Raw genomic sequence first — 22,385 nt, 5'->3', positions numbered from 1 at the left:
GTCCACCGCAGTCCATCGAACCGGGGCCCGTACCTCGATGTCCGTGCACAGCCACACGGCAGCCCAACACGACGCTGCCACTCCTGAGTTCCCGCGTCACGTGGTGACAGCGGTGCTCGTCTCCCACGACGGCGCCCGCTGGCTGCCCGACGCGCTCGCCGGGCTGCTCGGCCAGGAGCGCCCCGTGCAGAGCGTCATGGCCGCCGACACCGGCAGCGCGGACGACTCCGCCCAGCTGGTCACCGACGCCCTCGGCGCCGACCGCGTGCTCCACCTCGCCCGGCGCACCGGCTTCGGCCAGGCCGTCGAGGAGGCCAACCGCACCGCACCCCTGCTGACCCCGGACGAGCTGCCGTACCTGAAGCGCCCCAGCGGCTGGGACCCCGTCACGCGCACGTGGCGCGACGACGCCTACGACCTGCCGGAGCTCCCGCACGGCGAACCCGTCCAGTGGCTGTGGCTGCTGCACGACGACTCCGCCCCGGAACCCGACGCCCTGGCGCAGCTGCTGCGGGTCGTGGACCAGGAGTACGAACTGGGCCGCGACGACGTGGCCGTCGTAGGCCCCAAACTGCGCGGCTGGTACGACCGGCGGCAGCTGCTGGAGGTCGGCGTCACCATCGCCCACTCCGGCCGTCGCTGGACCGGCCTCGACCGCCGTGAGCAGGACCAGGGACAGCACGACCACGTACGGCCCGTGCTGTCCGTGTCCACCGCCGGCATGCTCGTCCGGCGCGACGTCTTCGACGAACTCGGCGGCTTCGACCGCCGGCTGCCCCTGATGCGCGACGACGTCGACCTGTGCTGGCGCGCCACCGCCGCCGGACACCGCGTCCTGGTCGCCCCCGAGGCGGTCGTACGGCACGCCGAGGCGGCCTCCCGCGAGCGCCGCGCCGTCGACTGCGCGGGCCGCACCGTCGCCTCCCCGCACAAGGTCGACAAGGCCGGCGCCGTCTACACCCTGCTCGTCAACAGCCGTACGGCCGTGCTGCCCTGGGTCCTCTTCAGGGTCGTCGTCGGCACACTGCTGCGGACCGTCGCCAACCTCGTCGGCAAGGTCCCCGGACAGGCACTCGACGAGATCCGCGGCCTCCTGGGGACCCTGCTGCGCCCCGAGCGGATCCTCGCCGGACGGCGCAGGCGCGCCGGCGCCCAGATCGACAAGGCCGAACTGCGGCCGCTGTTCCCGCCGCCCGGCGCGACCGTGCGGGCCACCTTCGAACAGTTCGCCGGAAGCTTCGTCGACACCTCCGACCCCGAGATCACCTCCGGAGCCGGCCGGCACGGCGGCGCCGTCGAGTCCGGACCCGGTGGCGACGACGCGGACTTCCTGGAGATCGAACAGTTCGCGCGCGTGAAGCGCATCGCCCGCAAGCCGGGCCCGGTGCTGTTCCTGGTGCTGCTGCTCGTCTCCCTCGTGGCCTGCCGCGGCCTGCTCGCCAGTGGCGCGCTCACGGGCGGCGCGCTGCTGCCCGTCCCGGGCGACTCCGGCGAGCTGTGGTCCCGCTTCCTGGACTCCTGGCACCCGGTGGGCGTCGGCGGCACCCCGTCCGCGCCGCCGTACCTCGCGCTCGTCGCGATGCTCTCCTCGCTGCTCTTCGGCTCCACCGGCTTCGCGGTCACGGTCCTGCTGGTCGCCTCGGTCCCGCTGGCCGGGTTCACCGCCTACTTCGCGTCCCGCCCGCTCGTCGAGTCGCGCCTGCTGCGCGCGTGGGCGGCCGTCGTCTACGCCTTCCTGCCCGCCGCCACCGGCGCCCTCGCGGGCGGCCGCATCGGCACCGCAGTGCTCGCCGTACTGCTCCCGCTGATGGCCCGTGCGGGCATCGCGGCCAGCGGCCTCACCCACACCTCCGGGGCCCGCGGCAGCTGGCGCGCCACCTGGGCGTACGCCCTGCTCCTGACGATCACCACGGCCTTCACGCCGATCATCTGGCCCATCACGCTGCTCCTCGGCGTCGCGCTGCTGGCCGTGCGCCGCAGCGACCTCGTCGGCTACGGGCCGCGCTTCCTGGCCCAGTACGGCACCCCGCTGCTGATCCTGGCGCCCTGGTCGCTGACCCTGCTCCCGTTCGGTTTCTTCCAGCAGGCCGGTCTGGAGTACGGCTCCGGGTCCGCGTCCCCCCTCGACCTGCTCGGCGCCAGCCCGGGCGGCCCCGGCACGGTCAGCGGCCTGATGCTCGTCGGCATCGTCCTGGCCGCGCTCGCCGCCCTGCTGCGCGGCGACCGTCAGTTCGGAATCTGGACGGCCTGGGGCGTCGCCCTCGTGGGCCTCGTCTTCGCCGTCCTGTCCAACAGCTCCACCTGGGCGGGCCCCGCGACCCTCGTCTACGGCCTCGCCCTCCTCGCCGCCGCCGCGCTCGGCGCCGACGGGGCACGCGCGCGTGTGGCCGAGCAGAGCTTCGGCTGGCGCCAGCCGGTGGCCGTGCTGATCGCCTTCGCCTCGGCAGCGGGCCCGCTGCTCGTCGCCGCCGGCTGGATGATCCGCGGCGCCGACGGCCCCCTGGAGCGCCACGACCCGACCCAGGTGCCCGCGTTCGTCGCCGAGGAGAGCGGCACCCAGGACCAGGCCCGCACCCTCGTCCTCGACAGCGACTCCGCCGCCCACGTCGGCTACATGCTGGTGCGCGGCTCCGGCGCCCGCATGGGAGACGGCGAGTTCGCCGCGGCGGACGGCGAGAACACCAAGCTCGACAAGGTCGTCGCCAACCTCGTCGCCGGCTCCGGCGCCGACCAGGCCGACGAACTCGGCGGCTTCGCCGTGCGCTACGTCCTCGTCCACAAGGGCGCGCCCCGCGAGGTCAGCCGCGTCCTGGACGCCACCCCCGGCCTCAGCAGGCTCAGCCAGGCCGACGGCAGCGCCCTGTGGCGGGTGGACGCGCAGGTCTCCCGCGCGGCCGTCGTCACCGGCTCCGCAGCCCCGAAGCCCGTCGCCGCCGGACCCGTCGACGTCCACACCACGATCCCGTCCGGCGCCACCGGCCGCGTCCTGCGCCTCGCCGACTCGGCCGCCGCGGGCTGGACGGCCACCCTGGACGGCAGGCCCCTCACCCGCACCACGGTCGACGGCTGGGCTCAGGGCTTCGAACTCCCCGCCTCCGGCGGCAAGTTGGACGTCACCTATGACGACCCGATCGGGCACACCGCCTGGCTGTGGACACAGGGCGCGCTCGCCCTCGTCCTCGTCGTGCTCGCCCTCCCGGGCCGCCGCCGTGAGATCGACGACGACCTCCCCGAGGAGGAGCTGATCCCGGCCCAGGCGGTCGCGGGCGAGGGCCGCAGGGCCCGCCGCCTGCGCGCCCAGGCGGAGGCCGAGTCCACCGACCAGACCGACGACCCCGCGGACACCGGGCAGTTCGACGCGTTCGCCACGGACACCACGCCTCCTCCTTCGGAGGAGGGGGTTGCCGCGATCCCGCAGCAGCAGTCCTACGGCGAGTGGGACACGGCGAGCTACGCGGGCGCCGAGTACGGCACCTACGGCGGCGAGCAGTACCAGACCAACGAGCAGTACCCGGCGGGTACTTACGACCAGTCGTACCAGGCGGACCCCTACCAGGGCGGCCAGTACGACCCGTACGCGTACGGCGGCCGGCCCCCGACACCGGCGTACGACCCGACGTACGACCAGGGCCACGACCAGAACCAGGGCTACGACCAGAACCAGGGCTACGACCCGAACTACGACCCCGCCTACGACCCGACGTACGACCCGGCCCAGCAGCAACAACCGCACGGCGATGAGCGCCCCGACGGGAGCCAGCAGTGAACCGCACCACCCTGTCCCTCCTCGCCGGCGTGGTCGCGCTCGGCGCCGTCACCGGGTTCGCCGAGATGAAGGCACCGGCCGCGTCCGGCGCCGGCACCGCCAAGGCGGCCGCCCAGCTGCCCGTGGAGCGCACCAGCCTGCTCTGCCCGGCGCCCAGCACCTCCGACCTCGCCGACACCTCGTACACGTCCTTCACGCCCGTCACGACAGGCACGGACAGCAGCGGCAAGGCCGAACTCCAGTCCGTCACCGAGGAGTCGGGCGACGGCACGAGCAGCAAGAAGAAGCCCGCCAAGCCCGTCCTGGAACCCAAGGACCCCGGCACCCCGGCCACCGGCGACAGCTCAGGCGCCGACGCGCCCGCACTGCTCGGCACCGCCGAGGGCAAGTACGCGCCGGGCTGGGCCGTTCAGGAGACCACCGAGGTCGCCGCGGGCAACGGACGCGGCCTCCAGGGCGTCAACTGCACCGCCCCGGACACCGAGTTCTGGTTCCCGGGCGCCAGCACCTCCGCCGGCCGCACCGACTACGTGCACCTCACCAACCCGGACGACTCCGCCGCTGTCGTCGACATCGAGCTCTACGGCAAGGACGGCGACCTCAAGTCGACGGTGGGGGAGGGCATCACGGTCGAGCCGCACGCCAGTGAGCCGATCCTGCTGTCCACGCTCACCGACGGCCAGGAGACCGACCTGACCGTGCACGTGAGCGTGCGCAGCGGCCGGGTCGGCGCGTCCGTGCAGGCCCTCGACGCCAAGCTCGGCGGCGACTGGCTGGCCGCCTCCACGGACCCGGCGGGCAGCCTGGTCATGCCGGGTATCCCGAAGGACGCCACCTCGGTGCGGCTGATCGCCTTCACGCCGGGCGACTCGGACGCCGACCTGAAGGTGCGGCTGTCCTCACCCACCGGGATGATCACGCCGGCCGGGCACGAGACCGTGCACGTGAAGGCGGGCATGACGACCGCCGTCGACCTGGGCGACGTCACGCGCGGCGACCCGGGCTCCCTGGTCCTGACGCCGACCGACCAGTCCGTGCCGATCGTCGCCGCGCTGAAGGTCGTACGGGGCAAGGGCAGCAAGCAGGAGACGGCGTTCATCCCCGCGACCGGCCAGGTCGGCACGCGCGCGACGTCCGCCGACAACAGCGCCAAGGGCTCCACCCTGTCCCTGGTCGCCCCCACCCGCACCGCCACGGTCAAGGTCACCGCGTCCGCGGGCAGCGGCGGCGGCACGCCCGTCTCGAAGACGTACACGATCAAGGCCGGCACCACCGAGGACGTCGAACTCCCGGTCCCCGGCGGCCTGAAGGGCACCTACGCGCTGACGGTCGAACCGCAGTCGGGCGGCCCGGTGTACGCGGCCCGGACCCTGTCGGCGACCGAGGAGGGCGTACCGGGCTTCACGATCCAGACGCTGCCCGACGACCGGGGAACGGTGTCGGTACCGCAGACGGACGAGGACCTGTCGGTGCTCCAGAAGTAGCGGTCCGCGGCACGCGCGCGGGGAGGGGCTATTCCTCCCCGTAGCGCGGATCGACGGTCTCCGGGGTGAGCCCCAGCAGTTCGGCGACCTGCTCCACGACGATCTCGTGGACGAGGGCGGCCCGTTCGTCGCGCCCCTTCGTGCGGATCTCGACCGGGCGCCGGTAGATCACCACGCGCGCGGGCTGCCCCTCGCGGGCGGCGATCGTGCCGCCCAGGGGCACCGACTCGTCGTTCCAGCCCTCGCCCGCGCCACCCAGCCGAGGGACTTCCAGGACGAGGAAATCGATGTCGGTCAGCTGCGGCCAGCGTCGCTCCAGGCGCTCCACGGAGTCCTGCACCAGGTCGGCGAACGCGTCGGCGCGGCTCGCGGCGAGCGGAACCTGGGGCGGTGCGATCGGGCCGCGCATGCCCCGGCCGTGGCGATCGCGGCGGCGGGGCCCGGGTCCGGCGGCAGAGGGCGGTACGGGGGTGTCCATCACTGGTGAAGCGTAGTCCCCGCCGGGTCCGGCCGCCCGACTCCACCCGCCGCCGGGCACTCCGCACGGCATGTCGCCGGATGACCATTCCAGCCAAGGTTGGGCTCGATTCCGTATGCCTCCAAGACCGTCGCTCTCAAGGCAATTGACGGTGTTTGTACCGAGTGGTGACCGGGTTCGACCCCGTTCGAGATCTCGGGAAGGGGTGTCCGCGCAGGTCAGCGCCGTGTTACCGGTGGGTTGTGTGGGGCGTTTCACAGCCCGACACGGTGGGGTGACCTGGGGGAGAGTCTTCGCGGCCCGCTCAAGAGTGCGGTACCGTCCAACGTCGTGAGCCCTGTACGTCGTTGTTCGCGCACCGCTTGCGGCCGCCCCGCCGTCGCGACGCTGACGTACGTCTACGCCGACTCGACCGCGGTCCTCGGCCCGCTCGCCACCTACGCCGAACCCCACTGCTACGACCTGTGCGCCCAGCACTCCGAGCGCCTCACCGCGCCCCGCGGCTGGGAAGTCGTCCGCCTCCTCGACAGCTCCGCTCCGGCCCGTCCGAGCGGCGACGACCTGGAAGCGCTCGCCAACGCCGTGCGCGAGGCGGCCCGCCCCCAGGAGCGCGCGGCAGGCGCCGGCGGCGGAGGCGGGGCCCGCACGGCGGACCCGATGGAGGTCGCCCGCCGGGGTCACCTTCGAGTGCTGCGCTCACCGGACAACTGACCCTGTCCGTCCCGCGGTTCGCTTCCGGTAGTTCCTCGATCGATTCACTCGGCGATTCATCCAGCGCTTCATCCAGTGGTGCACGCCCATTGACGCACCCTTGTCGCGGACACGACGATTTCGACACTCGCGAGAAATCGCTTTCCGCATCGCGGAATCCGGGGAGGTGCCCGTGTACGTCCAGGAGCTGGAACCCGTCGCCGACTCGCTCGGCCTGTCCGCCCTGGTGGCGGCTCTGCCCCTCGTCATCGTCCTGGTCCTGCTCGGCGGAGTGCGCCTGAAGGCGTACTGGGCGGGCCTGACCGGCCTCCTGGCGGCTGCCCTGGTCGCCTGGCTCGCCTACGGCATGCCGCTGGAGCAGACCGTCTCCAGCGCCGCCCAGGGAGCCGTTTTCGGCCTCTTCCCCATCCTGTGGATCGTCGTCAACGCCCTCTGGGTGTACCGGATGACGGTCCGCACCCGGCACTTCGACATCCTGCGCCGCTCCTTCGGGCGGCTGTCCGACGATCCCCGCATTCAGGCCCTGGTCGTCGCCTTCTGCTTCGGCGCCCTCCTGGAAGCCCTCGCCGGCTTCGGCGCGCCCGTGGCGATCTGCTCGGTCATGCTCGTCGCGCTCGGCTTCGACCCGGTGCGCGCGGCCGTCGTCGCCCTGGTCGCCAACACCGCGCCCGTGGCCTTCGGGGCGATGGGCACACCGGTCGTCACCCTTGCCCAAGTCACCGGCCTGCCACTGGATTCGGTAGCCTCCGTGGTGGGCCGTCAGACGCCGTTGCTGGCCCTTGTGGTGCCGCTCGTGCTGGTCGGACTCGTGGACGGCAGACGCGGGCTCCGGGAGACCTGGGTGCCCGCCCTGGCGTGCGGACTCGCCTTCGCCGCGGCCCAGTTCGCCGCCTCCAACTACGTCTCCGCCCAACTCGCCGACATCGCCGCCTCCTTGGCCGGCGCGGGCGCCCTGGTCGCCGTACCGCAGGCACGAAGGCCCGCCACCGAGCTGGTACGCGCGTCCGTGCTGACCGGCGTACCCAGCGAGGACCTCGCGGAGGAGGACCCGCGGCGCGAAGTGCTGCGCGCCTACGCGCCGTACGCGCTGATCGTGGCGATCTTCTCCGCCGCGCAGATCCCGGCCGTCAAGGACTGGCTGGCGGGCGCCACGCGCGCGTACGACTGGCCCTTCCTGGACGTCGTCAACCCGGACGGGAAGCCGGTCGGCGGCAATGTGTTCACCTGGCCGATCGTCGCCACCGGCGGCACGCTCGTGCTGATCGCCGGGGTGTGCACGGCGGTTGTCCTCGGGGTCCACGCGCGCGTGGCGGTACGGGAGTGGGCGGCGACCGTGCACGAACTGCGGTTCGCGATCCTCACCGTGACGTCCGTGCTGGCCCTCGCCTACGTCATGAACCTCTCCGGACAGGCCGCCACCATCGGGCACTTCGTGGCGGCGGCAGGCGCGGGGCTCGCCTTCTTGTCGCCCGTTCTGGGCTGGTTCGGCGTGGCCGTCTCCGGGTCGGACACGTCGTCCAACGCGCTGTTCGGCGCCCTCCAGGTGAGCGCGGCCCGCGAGTCGGGACTGTCACCCGAACTCCTGGCCGCCGCCAACAGTTCGGGTGGTGTCCTCGGCAAGATGATCTCGCCGCAGAACCTCACCATCGCCTGCGCGGCCGTCGGACTGGAGGGCCGCGAGGGGGACTTGCTGCGCAAGGTGCTGCCGTGGAGCGCGGGGCTGCTGCTGGTGATGTGCCTCATCGTGGTCGGGCAGAGTTCGGCCGTCCTGGGGTGGATGCTGCCCTGAGCGCAGGTAAGAGTCTGTGGACGGCTCGGTTACCGCGCGTCGTGATGTCGGTGCCGGCGGGTAGTTTGGGGCGACCGATAGGACTTTCTGGAGGGTTGGCCGTGTCTGCTGATCTGTCACAGCTCGTGAAGGCGTACGACGTACGGGGCGTCGTCCCGGACCAGTGGGACGAGTCGTTGGCCGAGCTGTTCGGAGCGGCCTTCGTCCAAGTGACCGGCGCGAGCGCGATCGTGACCGGACACGACATGCGGCCCTCGTCCCCGGGCCTCTCCGCGGCGTTCGCGCGCGGGGCGGCGGCGCGCGGAGTCGACGTGACCGAGATCGGTCTGTGCTCCACGGACCAGCTGTACTACGCGTCGGGCGCGTTCGACCTGCCCGGCGCCATGTTCACGGCCTCGCACAACCCCGCGAAGTACAACGGCATCAAGATGTGCCGGGCGGGCGCGGCCCCCGTGGGCCAGGACACCGGCCTCGCCGAGATCCGCCAACTCGTCGAGTCCTGGCTGGACTCGGGCGCGCCGGAGGTCTCCGGACCGACGGGAACGATCACAAAGCGGGACACGTTGGAGGATTACGCGGCGCACCTCCGCGGCCTCGTCGACCTGACCTCCATCCGCCCCCTGAAGGTCGTCGTCGACGCGGGCAACGGCATGGGCGGCCACACGGTCCCGACCGTGTTCGCCGGCCTGCCGCTCACGCTGGTCCCGATGTACTTCGAGCTGGACGGCACGTTCCCGAACCACGAGGCCAACCCGCTCGACCCGGCCAACATCGTCGACCTCCAGGCACGCGTCCGCGAGGAGGGCGCCGACCTCGGCATCGCCTTCGACGGCGACGCCGACCGCTGCTTCGTGGTCGACGAGAACGGCGACCCGGTCTCACCGTCCGCGATCACTGCCCTGGTGGCCTCCCGCGAGCTGGCGAGGAACGGCGGCAAGGGCGTGATCATCCACAACCTGATCACCTCCTGGTCGGTCCCCGAGGTCGTCAAGGAGAACGGCGGCACACCGGTACGCACACGCGTGGGCCACTCCTTCATCAAGGCCGAGATGGCGAAGGTCGGCGCGATCTTCGGCGGCGAGCACTCCGCGCACTACTACTTCAAGGACTTCTGGAACGCCGACACGGGCATGCTGGCCGCCCTCCACGTCCTCGCCGCGCTGGGCGGCCAGGACGGCCCCCTCTCCGCCCTCGTTGCCCAGTACGACCGCTATGTGGGCTCCGGCGAGATCAACTCCACGGTCGACGACCAGCAGGCCCGCCTAGCGGCGATCCGTGCCGCGTACGAGGACCAGACCGACCTCACCCTCGACGAACTCGACGGCCTCACCGTCTCCTCCGCCGACTGGTGGTTCAACGTCCGCCCGTCCAACACGGAACCGCTGCTGCGGCTCAACGCGGAGGCGCGGGACGAGGCGACGATGGGGAAGGTGCGGGACGAGGTACTGGGGATCATCAGGGGCTGACGGCGCTTCGGCTGAGGGTTCTTCTCGACGCCGGTCGGTAGATCCAGCGCGCCCGGCATCCGAGGCCGGGTTCAGCGTCCCGCCGACCAGGAGGGGCGCACACCTCCAGCGCCGGTCGGCATTTTCAACCGGTCCGGATTCCGAGGGCGCGTGCACCGTCCGTCCCCGTCCAGAGGAGGACACCTCTGCGGCGCCGATCGGCATTTTCAGCTTGCCTCGCGTCGGAGGACGGGTTCACCGTCCCGAACCCCCACCCACCAGGGAGGGGGTCCACCCCTCCAACGAAGGCCGCCATTCTCAGCCCGTCCGGCGTTTGAGGACGAGGCCGTTCAGGCCGAAGGGGGGTCTGGGGGCGCAGCCCCCAGGTACGTGAGCCCCAACCCCGGCAAGCATTCCCCACCGGCGGTAACCTGACCAGGCACATCCGCCCAAGCGTCGCAGACAGTCGCAGACACCCCCTCGGAGGGACACCTCATGCCGCTCGAAGCCGGCCTCCTGGAGATCCTGGCCTGCCCGGCCTGCCACGCCCCCCTCAAGGAGCAGGACACCGAGCTGATCTGCACCGGCGAGGACTGCGGCCTGGCCTACCCCGTCCGGGACGGCATCCCCGTACTGCTCGTCGACGAGGCCCGCCGCCCCGCGTAACCGACGACGACGCGATCGGAGGCCGCCGCCCATGCTCGACGAATCGCTGCTCGACACCCCGGAGGCACTGGCCGAGGCCGACCGCCGAGCCCTGCTCCGCGGTGCCGCCGAAGCCGGTGCCAGGGTGCGCACAGCCGCCCGGCACGCCGCCGAGGCAGGCGTCCACGACCTGAAACCGGACGGCCGCCCCCGCGCCATCCTGATCGCGGGCCCCGGCGCCGCCGCGACCTGTGTCGCCGACCTGCTCGGCACCCTCGCCGGCGCCAGCAGCCCCGTCACCCGCCTGGCACCCACCGGCGTCGCCCCCGCTGCCGGCGCCCTGCGCTGGGAACTCCCGGGCTGGGCCGGCTCCGTGGACCTGCTGCTGATCACCACCCCGGACGGCACCGAACCCGGCCTGTCCCTCCTCGCCGAGCAGGCCTACCGCCGCGGCTGCACCGTCGTCGCCGTAGCCCCGACCCGCAGCCCCCTCAGCGAGGCGGTGGACGGTGCTCACGGCCTCTTCGTACGGATGGCGACCGCACCGTACGAACACGACGAACCCCTGGCCGCCTCCGCCCCCGGAGTCCTCTGGGCGCTGCTCACCCCGCTGCTCGCGATCCTGGACCGCACCGGCCTGCTCAGCGCGCCGCCGGAGGCCCTGGAGAAGGTCGCCGACCGCCTCGACCAGGTCGCCGAGCGCTGCGGGCCCGCCGTCGCGACGTACAGCAATCCCGCGAAGACCCTGGCCGCCGAACTCGCCGACTCGCTCCCGGTGATCTGGACGGAGGGCACGTCGGCGGGCCCGGCGGGCCGCCGTTTCGCCGCCGCGCTCGCCGAATTGGCCGGCCGCCCCGCGCTCGTCTCCGAACTGCCCGAGGCGCTCGCCGAGCACAACGCGCTGCTGGCCGGCCCGCTCGCCGCAAGCGCCGACCCCGACGACTTCTTCCGCGACCGCGTCGACGAGGCACCGGCGCTGCACACACGCGTGGTGCTGCTCCGGGACCGTCCGATCGGCGGCCTCACCGCGGCGCCGACCGCCCGTGACCTGGCGCTCAGCCACGACACGCCGATCAGCGAGCTGGAGCCCGAGGAGGGCGGCGAGTTGGAGACCCTCGCGGAGCTGATCGCCATGACGGATTTCGCCGCCGTTTACCTGGCGCTCGCCTCGGGCGCCTGATCTTGTCGTCGAAGCCCCTGCCGTCGTACACCGTCGTACGTGGCGCGAATCCACGTCGTACCCAAGTCGTACGCAGAGAGAACCGGTAGAGACCCGCATGGACCGCCTCGACAACACGATCCGCCCCTACGCCTGGGGTTCCCCCACCGCCATCCCCAAGCTGCTCGGCGTCGAGCCGAGCGGTGAACCGCAGGCGGAGATGTGGATGGGCGCGCACCCGGGCGCACCCTCGCGCACCGCGCGCGGGACGCTCGTCGAGGTCATCGAGGCGGCTCCGGAGCGGGAGTTGGGCGACAAGGCGGTGGCGAAGTTCGGCCCGCGACTGCCCTTCCTGCTGAAGATCCTCGCCGCCGGCGCCCCGCTCTCCCTCCAGGTGCACCCCAACCTGGAGCAGGCGAAGGAGGGTTACGCCGACGAGGAGCGCCGGGGCATCCCTGTGGACGCCCCGAACCGCAACTACAAGGACGCCAATCACAAGCCCGAACTGATCTGCGCGCTCACGGAGTTCGACGGCCTGTGCGGCTTCCGCGACCCGCTGCGCGCCGCCGACCTGCTCGCCGGCCTCGGCGTCGACTCCCTGAAGCCGTACATCGACCTTCTGCACGCACACCCCGAGGAAGCCGCCCTGCGCGAGGTCCTCACGGCGATCCTCACCGCCGACCCCGAGGAGATGCGCCACACGGTCACCGCCGCGGCGACCGCCTGCGCCCGCCTCGGCGGCGACTACGCCCCCTACGCCGACATCGCGCACCACTACCCGGGCGACCCCGGTGTCATCGCGGCCATGCTCCTGAACCACGTCCGACTCCAGCCCGGAGAGGCCCTGTTCCTCGGCGCCGGCATCCCGCACGCCTACCTCGACGGCCTAGGCGTCGAGATCATGGCCAACTCCGACAACGTCCTGCGCTGCGGCCTCACCCCCAAGCACGTCGACGTCCCCGAACTCCTGCGCATCGTCCGCTTCGAGGCGAGCGACCCCGGAGTGCTGCGCCCCGAGGCGTCCCCGGACGGTGAGGAGGTCTACGAGACCCCCATCGACGAGTTCCGGCTGTCCCGGTACGTCCTCCCGGAGGGCACCGGCGCCCACGACCTCACCCTCGACACCCCGCAGATCCTGCTCTGCACGGCCGGTGCGGTGAAGGCGGGCGAGTTCGAACTCGCCCCCGGTCAGTCGGTGTTCGTCCCGGCGGGAGACACGGCCGAGGTGTCCGGAGTCGGCACGGTCTTCCGGGCCACTGTGATCGTATGACCGGGCCTGTGGATACCTGACGAGCCGTCGCCGGGCAGGGCTGCAAGAATGGCCCACCGGCAAAGGACGGGCAAAGACGACCGGACGGCCACTCTGGGCAGACGTCCGGGGCAGACGTACGAAGGCGAAGGGACACCGCGAACACATGAGCGCGTCAGGCGGCACCAAGGCGATCGTGGCGGCACTCGGCGCCAACCTCGCGATCGCGGTATCGAAGTTCGTGGCGTTCGCCTTCAGCGGCTCGTCCTCGATGCTCGCCGAGGGCGTCCACTCCCTCGCGGACTCCGGTAACCAGGCCCTGCTCCTGATCGGCGGCAAGAAGGCCCAGCGCGAGGCCACCCCGCAGCACCCCTTCGGCTACGGCCGCGAGCGGTACATCTACGCCTTCCTCGTCTCGATCGTCCTCTTCTCGGTCGGCGGCATGTTCGCCGTCTACGAGGGCTTCGAGAAGATCAGGCACCCGCACGAACTGGAGCACTGGTACTGGCCGGTGGGCGTCCTGGTGTTCGCGATCATCGCCGAGGGCTTCTCGTTCCGTACGGCCATCAAGGAGTCGAACGAACTGCGCGGCTCGCACTCCTGGTCGCAGTTCATCCGCCGCGCCAAGGCCCCCGAGCTGCCGGTCGTCCTCCTGGAGGACTTCGGCGCGCTCATCGGCCTGGTCCTCGCCCTCGGCGGCGTCGGCATGGCCCTGCTCACCGGCGACGGCATCTGGGACGGCATCGGCACGCTCTGCATCGGCGTCCTGCTCATCCTGATCGCGCTGGTCCTGGCCGCCGAGACCAAGTCACTGCTGCTCGGCGAGTCCGCCGGCATCGAGGACGTCAAGAAGATCGAGGCCGCGATCGTCGACGGCCACACGGTCACGGGCATCATCCACATGCGCACGCTCCACCTCGGCCCCGAGGAACTGCTCGTCGCCGCCAAGATCGCCGTCCAGCACGACGACACGGCCACCGAGGTCGCCACCGCGATCAACGCGGCCGAGTCCCGCATCCGCGAAGCCGTCCCGATCGCCCGCGTGATCTACCTCGAACCCGACATCTACAGCGAGTCCGAAGCCACCAAGGGCCCGGACCGCGAAGCAACCCCCGGAGGCCCGGCCCAGCACCCCACCGAGCACTGAGCCCCTCCGCCGCTACGGCAACAGGGCCCGCCGAGACGTCCGACGGGCCCCGCTTCCCCTACACCTGCTGAACGGGCCACGGCGCGACCGGCGCCGCCCTCCGCCGCCGTACGACGAACGCGGCGATGCCCAGGCCGATGCCGACGAGGGCGAGGACGACCCCGGAGATGACGGCCGTCCCGATGACGGAGGCGACCGTACGGTCGTCGGTCACCCGGTCCCGGACGGCTGACTTGGCCACTGTCCCGTCGTGGTCGCTCGCGAAGAAACGCGAGTCCATCGAGTTCGCGCGGTTGTCACCCAGCAGGAGCAGCCGCCCCTTCGGGACCGTCACGTCGTACGTCTTGTGCACGCCGTCGACATCCCCCTGCTTCACATAGGGCTCCGCCAGCGGCTTTCCGTTCACGGTGATCCGCGCGGCCGTGCCCGAACCCGCGCAGCACACCACGCGGTCGCCGCCCACCCCGATGACCCGCTGCATCACGCTCGCGCTGAACCCGTAGCGGTCCGGAGCCGAGAACAGCACGACGTCACCGCGGTGCACCTCGCCGCCGTCGACCTTCTCGTAGACGATCCGGTCGCCCGGCTTGTACGTCGGCGCCATGCTCTGGCTGCCGACGGTGGAACTCCCGTACGAGTCCCGCGCGTACACGAGCGCGCCGAGCGCCAACACCACCCCCAACACGCCCACGACTACAGCCGCGCCCCGGAGTCCCCGCCCCTTGCCCGACATCGTTCCCCCCCCATGCGGCACTTCCGCGGGGGCGAGGGTAGCGGGTGCCCATGAACGGTCTGTGCGGGCCCGCGACCTGCGACAGTCGCAGGCCCGCACCGGCTAACCGACCTCGCTCAGCACACCGAGCACCGCCGACTCGTCACCGGCCGCCGACAGCCGCTCCCGGAACCCGGCATTCATCAACTTCCGCGACAGCAGCGCCAGAATCCGCAGATGCTCATCACCGGCGGCCGCCTCCGGCACGGCGATCATGAACACCAGCCGGGCCTTCGTACCGTCCAGGGAGCCCCACTCGACCCCCTCCGCCGACCGCGCGAACCCGACGACCGGCGCACTCACCGCATCCGTCTTGGCATGCGGAATCGCGATCTCCTCCCCGAGCCCGGTCGTCCCCTGCGCCTCCCGCCGCAGCGCGGACGCCACCAGCTCCTCGACGTCCACGACCTTGCCGGTCCGCGTCAGCAGCCCGGCCATCTCCCGAATCACGGCCCCCTTGTCACCCGCGTCGAGCCGCACCTTCACGGTCTGCTCGGTGAGGTAGCCGGAGTGGACTTCGGGGGTGGGGTTCGCGGTGGTGGGGGAGCCGGAACCGGGGGCACGTTCGGCGTCGGCCGAGTCGGCATCGGTCGTAGCCTCAACTGCGGTCGCAGTACGCGAACTTGAGCTACCCGAGCCCACCACACTCGCCGTCACCGTCCCGCCGCGCACAGCCCGCTCCGCTACGACGGTCCCGGCGCCCGGCACTCCGACCCCGGCCCCGACCAACGCGAGCTCGGGTTCGTTTGCGATGCCCCCGTGCCCGACGGGCTCCCCGCGCCGCTTCCGCTCACTCACGTCGACCAGCGCGACCGTCGTCACCGCGGTGACCGCCGTACCGATCGCCACCGCCACGAAGAACATCGGTACGCCGCTCACCGCGCCCAGCACCGCCACGATCGGCCCGCCGTGCGGCACCGCGTCCTTCACCCCGGCGAGCCCGGCGACCGCACCGGCCACCGCGCCGCCCAGCATGTTGGCGGGGATGACCTGCGCGGGTCGTGCCGCCGCGAACGGGATCGCGCCCTCGGAGATGCCGAAGCAGCCCATGAACAGCGAGGCCAGACCGGTCTCCCGTTCCTGCTCGGTGTAGAGCCGCTGCCGTATCAGCGTGGCCAGGCCCTGGCCGAGCGGCATCACCGGGATCGCGGCGGCGCACATGCCCATGACGGCCTGGTTGCCGGTCGCGATGAGCCCCGCGCCGAACAGGAACGCCGTCTTGTTGACCGGCCCGCCCATGTCGAACGCGATCATCAGCCCCAGGATCGTGCCGAGCAGGATCGCGCTGGTGCCGGTCATCCCGCCGAGCCAGCTGGTGAGGTGCTCGAACACCCAGGAGATCGGCTTCCCGATCACGTTGATGAAGAACAGTCCGAGCGCCGTCGTCGCCACGATCGGGATCACGATGATCGGCATGATCGGCTGCACGAACTTCGGGACCCTGACCTTCTTGATCCACAGCACCAGATACCCGGCGAGGAACCCGGTCACGATCGCCCCGATGAACCCGGCGCCCGCCTTCGAGTCGTACAGCGAACCGGTGTTGGCGATCCACCCGCCGATCATGCCCGGCACGAGCGCGGGCCGGTCGCCGATCGCGTAGGCGATGTAGCCGGACAGGATCGGCACCATCAGCGTGAAGCCGATCACGCCGATGTTGTTCACGTCCATCCAGAAGGAGTCCTTCGGGATGACGAGACCGCCGGAGGGGTCCGGATGGCCGCCGAGTGACAGCGAGATCGCGATCAGCAGCCCGCCGACCACGACGAACGGGATCATGTAACTGACCCCGTTCATCAGCGCCTTGTACGCGACGCTCCGCTCCCTGCCACCCGGTGCCGCCGCCGCTGCGGCCGTAGCGTCCGCCGTGTGCACGGGCGCGGTGCGCACCTGCTCGATCAGCCGCTCGGGATGCCGAATGCCCTCGGCGACCCCGACCATGAGGACCCGCTTGCCGACGAAACGGCTCAGGTCCACGTCCTTGTCCGCGGCGACGATCACACCGTCCGCAGTGCTGACATCGTTGTCATCCAGGATGTTTTCAGCCCCGATGGAACCCTGCGTCTCCACCTTCATGTCGATGCCGCGGCTCTCGGCGGCCTGCGCGAGTTTCTCCGCAGCCATGTACGTGTGGGCGATGCCGGTCGGGCACGCGGTCACCGCGAGCAGCTTCAACCGCTGCCGCTCGCCATCGCCGCCGCCCGTGGGGGGAGGGCCGGCCGTACTCGTCACGTCGTTCTCCTAACACCTTCGTCGCACGGAACGCCGTCCCGGACGTCCCGCAAGATCGATCAGAGGCTCCTGATCTCCGTGCATCCTGCAACATCCGACGCCCGACTCAAAGACACGGAAGTCCCTGGTCGCCGTCGTCCGCTCCCCTCCGTCCACCGCTCGCGGGCATCCCGTTGCAGCTCCCCCGGAAACCTGATCCGACACCCGACGCCCGCTGGAGTTCGGCTGGATCCGTCCGGAGGTGGGCTGGGGCGGCCGGGTCCACCGGTGTAGCTTGGGTGGGAGCCAGACGTCGCTGCTGATGGCGGTCGGGCGGTCCCATCGCGGACCGGCCGAGGGAGAGAGGGCCTCCGACGGACTGCGCTGCGCGCACGCGGGCATGCCTGTGTCCTCCTTGGGGCACCCCTGTGTCCGCCGCCGCGCAGACCAGCCGTGCCCACCTCGCCCCAACCCCGAGGAGTACCTCGCAATGACGACTGTCGACAACCGACAGGACTTCAAGGTCGCCGATCTCTCCCTGGCCGAGTTCGGCCGCAAGGAGATCACCCTCGCCGAGCACGAGATGCCCGGCCTGATGTCGATCCGCCGCGAGTTCGCCGCCAGCCAGCCGCTGGCCGGCGCCCGCATCATGGGCTCGCTGCACATGACCGTGCAGACCGCCGTCCTGATCGAGACCCTGGTCGCCCTGGGCGCCGAGGTCCGCTGGGTGTCCTGCAACATCTTCTCCACCCAGGACCACGCGGCCGCCGCCATCGCCGTCGGCCCGAACGGCACGCCCGAGAACCCCCAGGGCATCCCGGTCTTCGCCTGGAAGGGCGAGACCCTGGAGGAGTACTGGTGGTGCACGGAGCAGGCGCTGACCTGGCCGAACACCCCCACCGGCGGCCCGAACATGATCCTGGACGACGGCGGCGACGCCACCATGCTCGTCCACAAGGGCGTCGAGTACGAGAAGGCCGGCAAGGTCCCCTCCCTCGACACCGCCGAGTCCGACGAGCACCGCGTCGTCCTCCAGGTCCTGACCCGCACCATCTCCGAGGGCTCGCAGAAGTGGACCCAGCTCGCCTCGGAGATCCGCGGCGTGACCGAGGAGACCACGACCGGTGTGCACCGTCTCTACGAGATGCACCGCGACGGCACCCTCCTGTTCCCGGCGATCAACGTGAACGACGCCGTCACCAAGTCGAAGTTCGACAACAAGTACGGCTGCCGCCACTCCCTGATCGACGGCATCAACCGCGCCACCGACGTCCTCATCGGCGGCAAGACCGCGGTCGTCCTCGGCTACGGCGACGTGGGCAAGGGCTGCGCGGAGTCCCTGCGCGGACAGGGCGCCCGCGTGATCATCACCGAGATCGACCCGATCTGCGCGCTGCAGGCGGCGATGGACGGCTACCAGGTCACGACGCTGGACGAGATCGTCGACAAGGGCGACATCTTCGTCACCACGACCGGCAACAAGGACATCATCATGGCCGCGGACATGGCCAAGATGAAGCACCAGGCGATCGTCGGCAACATCGGTCACTTCGACAACGAGATCGACATGGCCGGCCTCGCGAAGATCCCGGGCATCGTCAAGGACGAGGTCAAGCCGCAGGTCCACACCTGGAAGTTCCCCGATGGCAAGGTCCTCATCGTGCTGTCCGAGGGCCGCCTGCTGAACCTGGGCAACGCCACCGGCCACCCCTCGTTCGTGATGTCCAACTCCTTCGCGGACCAGACCCTGGCCCAGATCGAGCTGTTCACCAAGCCCGAGGAGTACCCGACCGACGTCTACGTGCTGCCCAAGCACCTCGACGAGAAGGTCGCCCGCCTCCACCTGGACGCGCTCGGCGTGAAGCTGACCACGCTCCGCCCCGAGCAGGCGTCGTACATCGGCGTCGAGGTCGACGGCCCGTACAAGTCGGACCAATACCGCTACTGAGCCGGCGACCCCGTCCGCTGTGACCGCGTCCGTGCACTGACGCGGTCCTCAGCAGCAGATCCTCCGAGGCAGGCCCCCGCACCCCCGTGCCGGGGGCCTGCCCCTTTGGTTCCTTTGGCCGGACCGGCCCGTCAAGACCCAGGACCCCGATGCCCCGCGGCCGATATTCGCTCCACGATCCGCACGATCACACCCCCCTCGCAGCAGAACACTTCCAGTGCGCCCCCGGCCCGTCCGGCTGGCGATATGTCTCCCAACTCACCACCCCCTCGGGCGACCACAGCGGTTCCGTCGACCTCACCCTCGACGAACTCGGCCGCCCCATCCGGCTGGAACTCCACGCGGCGAGCTGGCAGGTGCGCGGCGCCGCTCTCGACGGCGTCACCTGGGTCCGCACCGACCCCACCGGCACCGATGCCACCGAAGGCAATGTCCGCGCCCACGCCTTCACCGGCACCTCCCCCGCGTTCCTCATCGCCACCACCCGTCTCCTGCGCCTCACCCCTTCCTCCGCCGCGACCCGTGTCCGCCTGGTCAGCCTCACGGACCCGGTCCTCGCCCCCCGCACCGTGGACCAGTCCTGGGCCTTGCTGAAAAGAGAAACACACGGCACTGACAACGGCCCCCTGACCGTGGACGAATACCAGGTCACAGCCCTGGACACGGGCGAGCAGCACGCCGTATACATCACCGGCGACGTGGTGCTCGCGGCACCCGGCATCGAGCTGGAGGAACTGGAGTCGCCACCGTCCGTCTTCGGCTGAGCGGCGGCGATCCAGGGTGGCGGCGAGGAGAGTCAGGCGGGCGGCGCGAACCCGGTGGAGGGCCGGGGGTCGGCGGGCGCTGCGTTCTGCGGCGCCGGGGGCTGGGCACCGGGCGCGACCGGATCGGCTCCCGTGCCGCCCGCGGCGGGAACAGGGGGAGCGGCAGAGGCCGGCCAGGAAACAGGTGCGGGCGCGGCAACGGAACCGTACGGCTGCTGAGGAGCCGGCGACGGCTGGAACGCCGAGTTGCCGAAGGCGCCCGGCGCACCCGTCCCGGGCCCGAACGCGCCGGCCGGTACACCCCCGACCGCGCCGTTCCCGAAGGCCCGCCGCACATCCCGCGCCTGCCGCTCCTGCACCACCGCCGCCAGATACGCGGCCGGCTGAACACCCTGCGGCGCCGGAGCGCCCGTACGAGCCACGAGGTCCGTGGCGAGCCGCTGGGCCATGGCCCAGCCGACCTGCGGATCCAACTGCTGCATCCGCGTCAGGTACTGCCGGATGGCCAGCCACAACCCGTCGGGAACGGCGGACAGATCAAGCTCCGCGAAACGTCCCGTCAGCCACGGTGGCGGAGGAGGCACGAAGGCCGTCTGCCCGGCGGACACCCTTTCTCGTACGACCAGAGTGCCCGCGAACACATCCCCGAGCCGCCGACCGCGCGCCGAGACGAGCGAGGCGATACAGGCGATGACTCCGAACGTCGACAGAATCTCGATCACACCGATCGCACCCCGCACGAGCGCGTGCCGGAACCGGATCGGGCCGCCGTCGTCCCGCACCACGCGCAGCCCGAACGCCAGCTTCCCGAGCGAACGCCCATGACTCAGGGTCTCCACCGCTATGGGCCCGCCCACCAGGATCAGCACGAAGGCCGCGATCGACATCGCGACCTGCGCCGCGACGTCCAAGGAGGCCGTGGAAAACATCAGCACCACGGTCACACCGGTGTAAGCGGCGATGGCCACGATCAGATCGAGCAACACCGCCAGCGCCCTGCTGGGCAGCCTCGCGGGGCGCAACTCCAGCGCCACCGCCTCGCCCGTCACCAGCTCACTCACGCCTGCCGCCCTTCCCCTGCCCTGCCCCTGGAACAGCCAGTCTGCCAAGCTGAGGGCACATCGCGCCCCAGTACGACAAGCTGATCCCCGACCAGCAGTCGACGAGCAGCCGAGGAGCAGGCAACCAGATGGACCTCGACGTCTTCGTCTCGGCCCACCGAGCCGAGTGGGACCGCCTCGACGCGCTGCTCCGACGCCAGCGTCGTCTCAACGGCGCCGAGGCGGACGAACTCGTCGCTCTGTACCAGCGCACGGCCACCCATCTCTCCCTTATCCAGTCCAGCGCCCCGGACCCCCAGCTCACCGGTCGGCTCAGCCAACTCGTGGCACGCGCGCGTAGTGCGGTGACAGGAACCCGCCGCGCCTCCTGGCGCGATGTCACACGCTTCCTGGGGCACAGTTTTCCGGCCGCGGTGTACAGAGCACGCCACTGGTGGGTCCCCACCGCGCTGCTGTCGACCGTGGTCGCGATCCTCCTGGGCTGGTGGATAGGCACCCACCCCGAGGTGCAGTCCTCCATCGCGGCCCCGAGCCAACTGCGCGACCTCACCCGTCCCGGTGGCGAGTACGAGACCTACTACTCCAGCCATCCGGCGGCGGCCTTCGCGGCACAGGTCTGGACGAACAACGCCAAGGCCGCCGCGATGTGCCTGGTCCTGGGCGTCTTCCTGGGCCTGCCGGTCCTCTGGATCCTCTTCGAGAACATGCTCAACCTGGGTGTCGGCATCGGCCTGATGTCGTCGGCAGGCAGGCTCGACACGTTCCTCGGCCTGATCCTCCCGCACGGCCTGCTCGAACTCACGGCGGTCTTCGTCGCCGCCGGCACGGGGATGCGCCTCGGCTGGACCCTCATCGACCCCGGCCCACGCTCGCGCCGCACGGCCCTGGCCGAAGAAGGCCGAGCCGCCGTGGGTATGGCGATCGGCCTGGCCCTGGTCCTGTTCGTCTCCGGCGCCATCGAAGGCTTCGTCACCCCGTCGGGCCTCCCCACTTGGGCCCGCATCGGCATCGGCATCGCCGCCGAAGGTGCCTTCCTGACGTACGTCTACGTCCTGGGCGGTCGTGCCGTACGTGCCGGTGAGACGGGCGACGTCGAGGCAGCCGAACGCAGCTCCTCCGTCCCCACAGCCGCCTGATGTGCAGGCACTCCTGCTGAGCTGCTAGTCTCCTCTTCGCCCCACAGGAGCCGTTGACACGGACCGGTCGGGGAGGTAGATTCGAACAGTTGCCTAGAACTGGATCTGATCCGGTCGGCGACAGCGAGTGTCTGTCTGCTTCTAGAAACATCGATTTCAAAGAAGCCACACTCCCGATGAATCGGAAAAGAACGGCCGGTCAGTCCGGCCCGGAACTTCTGATAAAGTCGGAACCGCCGGAAAGGGAAACGCGGAAGCGGAAACCTGGAAAGCACCGAGGAAATCGGTCCTGAAACGGTCTGATAGAGTCGGAAACGCAAGACCGAAGGGAAAAGCCCGGAGGAAAGCCCGAGAGGGTGAGTACGAAGGAAGCGTCCGTTCCTTGAGAACTCAACAGCGTGCCAAAAATCAACGCCAGATATGTTGATACCCCGTCTCCAGTCGTCATCTGATGTCTGGGGCGAGGTTCCTTTGAAGAAAACATACAGCGAGGACGCTGTGAACGGCCGGGCTTATTCCGCCTGGCTGTTCCGCTCTCGTGTGTGTGGTCCCGATTACGGGAAAACATTCACGGAGAGTTTGATCCTGGCTCAGGACGAACGCTGGCGGCGTGCTTAACA

General features: G+C 70.9%; 16 protein-coding genes. 12 read left to right on the top strand and 4 right to left on the bottom strand.

The window, feature by feature from the left end; translation table 11 throughout:
- The first annotated feature begins 37 nt into the window (after positions 1–37).
- Complete coding sequence (locus ACFWP5_RS18380) at positions 38–3,766, top strand: glycosyltransferase (RefSeq protein WP_384156978.1); 3,729 nt, start codon at positions 38–40, stop codon at positions 3,764–3,766.
- Entirely contained in the window at positions 3,763–5,250 is a 1,488-nt protein-coding gene (locus tag ACFWP5_RS18375; RefSeq protein ID WP_384156975.1) for a DUF5719 family protein, read from the top strand. The genes ACFWP5_RS18380 and ACFWP5_RS18375 overlap by 4 nt, the downstream gene beginning before the upstream one ends.
- Positions 5,251–5,278: 28 nt before the next feature.
- Here ACFWP5_RS18375 and ACFWP5_RS18370 read toward each other — a convergent pair whose 3' ends face one another.
- Positions 5,279–5,728 (bottom strand): metallopeptidase family protein, encoded by a 450-nt coding sequence (locus ACFWP5_RS18370; protein WP_384157097.1) that lies wholly within the window; start codon positions 5,726–5,728, stop codon positions 5,279–5,281.
- A 279-nt stretch (positions 5,729–6,007) separates the two neighbouring features.
- Here ACFWP5_RS18370 and ACFWP5_RS18365 point away from each other — a divergent pair, with 279 nt between their 5' ends.
- The 7 genes from ACFWP5_RS18365 (at position 6,008) to ACFWP5_RS18335 (ending at position 13,873) form a co-directional block, all read left to right on the top strand.
- A complete protein-coding gene (locus ACFWP5_RS18365) occupies positions 6,008–6,439 on the top strand; it encodes a DUF3499 domain-containing protein (RefSeq protein WP_384157094.1) in 432 nt (143 codons plus the stop codon).
- A 172-nt stretch (positions 6,440–6,611) separates the two neighbouring features.
- Positions 6,612–8,228 carry an L-lactate permease gene (locus ACFWP5_RS18360; RefSeq protein ID WP_384156972.1) on the top strand — a complete coding sequence of 539 codons (1,617 nt, stop codon included), beginning with the start codon at positions 6,612–6,614 and terminating at the stop codon, positions 8,226–8,228.
- A 101-nt stretch (positions 8,229–8,329) separates the two neighbouring features.
- Positions 8,330–9,694 carry a phosphomannomutase/phosphoglucomutase gene (locus ACFWP5_RS18355; protein ID WP_384156969.1) on the top strand — a complete coding sequence of 455 codons (1,365 nt, stop codon included), beginning with the start codon at positions 8,330–8,332 and terminating at the stop codon, positions 9,692–9,694.
- Positions 9,695–10,168: 474 nt separating this feature from the next.
- A complete protein-coding gene (locus tag ACFWP5_RS18350) occupies positions 10,169–10,339 on the top strand; it encodes a Trm112 family protein (RefSeq protein ID WP_018567001.1) in 171 nt (56 codons plus the stop codon).
- A 31-nt stretch (positions 10,340–10,370) separates the two neighbouring features.
- On the top strand, positions 10,371–11,498 hold the full coding sequence (locus ACFWP5_RS18345) for an SIS domain-containing protein (RefSeq protein WP_384156966.1): 1,128 nt from the start codon (positions 10,371–10,373) through the stop codon (positions 11,496–11,498).
- Between the two features lie 97 nt (positions 11,499–11,595).
- Positions 11,596–12,747, top strand: coding sequence for a mannose-6-phosphate isomerase, class I (manA, locus tag ACFWP5_RS18340; RefSeq protein ID WP_384156963.1), 1,152 nt, complete (start codon positions 11,596–11,598; stop codon positions 12,745–12,747).
- Positions 12,748–12,892: 145 nt separating this feature from the next.
- Positions 12,893–13,873: a cation diffusion facilitator family transporter gene (locus ACFWP5_RS18335; protein ID WP_384156960.1), complete on the top strand. Its 981-nt coding sequence runs from the start codon at positions 12,893–12,895 to the stop codon at positions 13,871–13,873.
- Positions 13,874–13,931: 58 nt separating this feature from the next.
- On the opposite strand, the gene lepB is transcribed toward ACFWP5_RS18335, so the two are convergent.
- Both lepB and ACFWP5_RS18325 read right to left on the bottom strand, forming a co-directional pair.
- Positions 13,932–14,606 (bottom strand): signal peptidase I, encoded by a 675-nt coding sequence (gene lepB, locus ACFWP5_RS18330; RefSeq protein WP_384156957.1) that lies wholly within the window; start codon positions 14,604–14,606, stop codon positions 13,932–13,934.
- 102 nt (positions 14,607–14,708) lie between these two features.
- Positions 14,709–16,877 (bottom strand): fructose-specific PTS transporter subunit EIIC, encoded by a 2,169-nt coding sequence (locus tag ACFWP5_RS18325; RefSeq protein ID WP_384156954.1) that lies wholly within the window; start codon positions 16,875–16,877, stop codon positions 14,709–14,711.
- Between the two features lie 469 nt (positions 16,878–17,346).
- On the opposite strand from ACFWP5_RS18325, the gene ahcY reads away from it, so the two are divergent.
- Both ahcY and ACFWP5_RS18315 read left to right on the top strand, forming a co-directional pair.
- A complete protein-coding gene (gene ahcY, locus ACFWP5_RS18320; RefSeq protein ID WP_384156951.1) occupies positions 17,347–18,804 on the top strand; it encodes an adenosylhomocysteinase in 1,458 nt (485 codons plus the stop codon).
- Between the two features lie 149 nt (positions 18,805–18,953).
- Positions 18,954–19,568, top strand: coding sequence for a hypothetical protein (locus tag ACFWP5_RS18315; protein WP_384156948.1), 615 nt, complete (start codon positions 18,954–18,956; stop codon positions 19,566–19,568).
- A 32-nt stretch (positions 19,569–19,600) separates the two neighbouring features.
- Here the strand turns inward: ACFWP5_RS18315 and ACFWP5_RS18310 are convergent, their stop codons facing one another.
- A complete protein-coding gene (locus ACFWP5_RS18310; protein WP_384156945.1) occupies positions 19,601–20,629 on the bottom strand; it encodes an RDD family protein in 1,029 nt (342 codons plus the stop codon).
- Between the two features lie 128 nt (positions 20,630–20,757).
- Between ACFWP5_RS18310 and ACFWP5_RS18305 the strand changes: the two genes are divergently transcribed.
- Entirely contained in the window at positions 20,758–21,765 is a 1,008-nt protein-coding gene (locus ACFWP5_RS18305; RefSeq protein WP_384156942.1) for a stage II sporulation protein M, read from the top strand.
- Positions 21,766–22,385: the final 620 nt, after the last annotated feature.

Origin of the sequence: Streptomyces sp. NPDC058469, assembly GCF_042721125.1 — a bacterium.
Lineage (GTDB): Bacteria > Actinomycetota > Actinomycetes > Streptomycetales > Streptomycetaceae > Streptomyces.
The sequence above is the reverse complement of the archived record's forward strand: the minus strand, read 5'-3'. Positions and strand labels throughout refer to the sequence as shown.

Bases quoted from the DNA above. Each gene is read 5' to 3' on its own strand.
- ACFWP5_RS18315 (WP_384156948.1), top strand. From the start codon at position 18,954: ATGCCCCGCGGCCGATATTCGCTCCACGATCCGCACGATCACACCCCC.
- lepB (WP_384156957.1), bottom strand. From the start codon at position 14,606: ATGTCGGGCAAGGGGCGGGGACTCCGGGGCGCGGCTGTAGTCGTGGGC.
- ACFWP5_RS18370 (WP_384157097.1), bottom strand. From the start codon at position 5,728: ATGGACACCCCCGTACCGCCCTCTGCCGCCGGACCCGGGCCCCGCCGC.
- ACFWP5_RS18380 (WP_384156978.1), top strand. From the start codon at position 38: ATGTCCGTGCACAGCCACACGGCAGCCCAACACGACGCTGCCACTCCT.
- manA (WP_384156963.1), top strand. From the start codon at position 11,596: ATGGACCGCCTCGACAACACGATCCGCCCCTACGCCTGGGGTTCCCCC.
- ACFWP5_RS18350 (WP_018567001.1), top strand. From the start codon at position 10,169: ATGCCGCTCGAAGCCGGCCTCCTGGAGATCCTGGCCTGCCCGGCCTGC.
- ACFWP5_RS18335 (WP_384156960.1), top strand. From the start codon at position 12,893: ATGAGCGCGTCAGGCGGCACCAAGGCGATCGTGGCGGCACTCGGCGCC.
- ACFWP5_RS18305 (WP_384156942.1), top strand. From the start codon at position 20,758: ATGGACCTCGACGTCTTCGTCTCGGCCCACCGAGCCGAGTGGGACCGC.
- ahcY (WP_384156951.1), top strand. From the start codon at position 17,347: ATGACGACTGTCGACAACCGACAGGACTTCAAGGTCGCCGATCTCTCC.
- ACFWP5_RS18345 (WP_384156966.1), top strand. From the start codon at position 10,371: ATGCTCGACGAATCGCTGCTCGACACCCCGGAGGCACTGGCCGAGGCC.